We start from the raw sequence: 1216 nt of genomic DNA on the forward strand, positions 1-1216 counted from the left end.
CCAGAACCTAAGGAGGATGCTTCATGACCAGCAACCAGGAGCGCTTGGAAGAACTACGCCAGCAGGCTAAAACTCTCGCGGAGCAGATCGAACAGCTGGAAGACCAGCTCAACAACACGCCACCCACCACCGGACTACTAGGCCGATGGGCGACCAACCGTGACGGCAAGCAGGTACTAATCACCGCAGACAGGCCAGTAGGTGGCTGGGTCGAAACCGCATACGTCGCGGACAACGGTAGCTCGTGCGAAAACGCGGAACAGCTCGACAGTCTCACATTCCCAGACCAGGCCACCCGCCCGCAGGACGTGCCCGTCGGCGAAGCGTGGCTAGTGGACGCACACAACGGGTTCGACACACAACCCCACACCCCCGCGCTTAAAATCGCCCCCGGTCTATGGGTAACCCCCACACGGGAAACAGCTGACGAGTCCGAATGGCACAACTACGAAATCACGCTCATCGCCCCGCTCATTCCCGCCCGCCCGCAAGACATCTCGGAAAAAGTCTTTAGGCGTGAGGAATACGCGGAGCTTCCTGTAGGCACAATTGTCGCCTCGGAGCACGGGGCAGCCTGGCAAAAGATGGACCAGGACGAGTGGGTATCCACTATCCTCCCCGAAACCAAACGTCAGCGCCCCGATGGCAATATGGAGCACAGAGTCTTGCGCCGGGGGTGGAGCAAATGACCACCAAACGTAGGCGCTGGAAAGTCTGGAAGGAACAACGGTGGGCACCGAAACCCTGCTGGGTCGTAACCTCGCCGGAATATCGCGAGTGCAGCTTCCGCACCCACGCCGAAGCCCTGGCCTACGCAGACCGCATGGCGCGCACCGTGGAAATCGTGCTGCCAAGGGATAACACAGTTGTCCCGCTTCCAGCTTGCATGGAGAAGGAAGAAAAGCCGATCATGCTCCACCGCTGGGGCGAGCAAATAATCATCGAATGTACAGCCCAAGGGGTCGAGGAGGTTATTTTCATCCACGACGACGAACTCCAACCCCTCGCCCTCGCCTTGCTCGCACACCACTACAGGAGCAAGCGATGAGCACCTACCTCTATCTCCAATGTGACAGCCACACCCCACCGCTACAAAGTGCCCACGAGGTAGGCCAGCACCTCCGCGATCTACCCCGCATCCGCGAGGAGATCAACCGGCGCGTAGACCTCTACCACGCTTATCAAAACGGCTACCTCGGCTACGAATCCGACTACG

The 1216-nt window shown here is 59.5% G+C and carries 2 protein-coding genes; both read left to right on the plus strand.

Features of this window, described 5'->3' with window-relative positions:
* Positions 1-23 precede the first annotated feature (23 nt).
* On the plus strand, positions 24-689 hold the full coding sequence (locus MHX52_RS10300; RefSeq protein ID WP_239318096.1) for a hypothetical protein: 666 nt from the start codon (positions 24-26) through the stop codon (positions 687-689).
* A complete protein-coding gene (locus MHX52_RS10305; RefSeq protein WP_239318097.1) occupies positions 686-1048 on the plus strand; it encodes a hypothetical protein in 363 nt (120 codons plus the stop codon). Before MHX52_RS10300 ends, MHX52_RS10305 begins: the two co-directional genes overlap by 4 nt.
* Positions 1049-1216 lie beyond the last annotated feature (168 nt).

Source organism: Corynebacterium sp. ACRQJ (assembly GCF_022346045.1).
Taxonomy (GTDB): Bacteria; Actinomycetota; Actinomycetes; order Mycobacteriales; family Mycobacteriaceae; genus Corynebacterium; species Corynebacterium evansiae.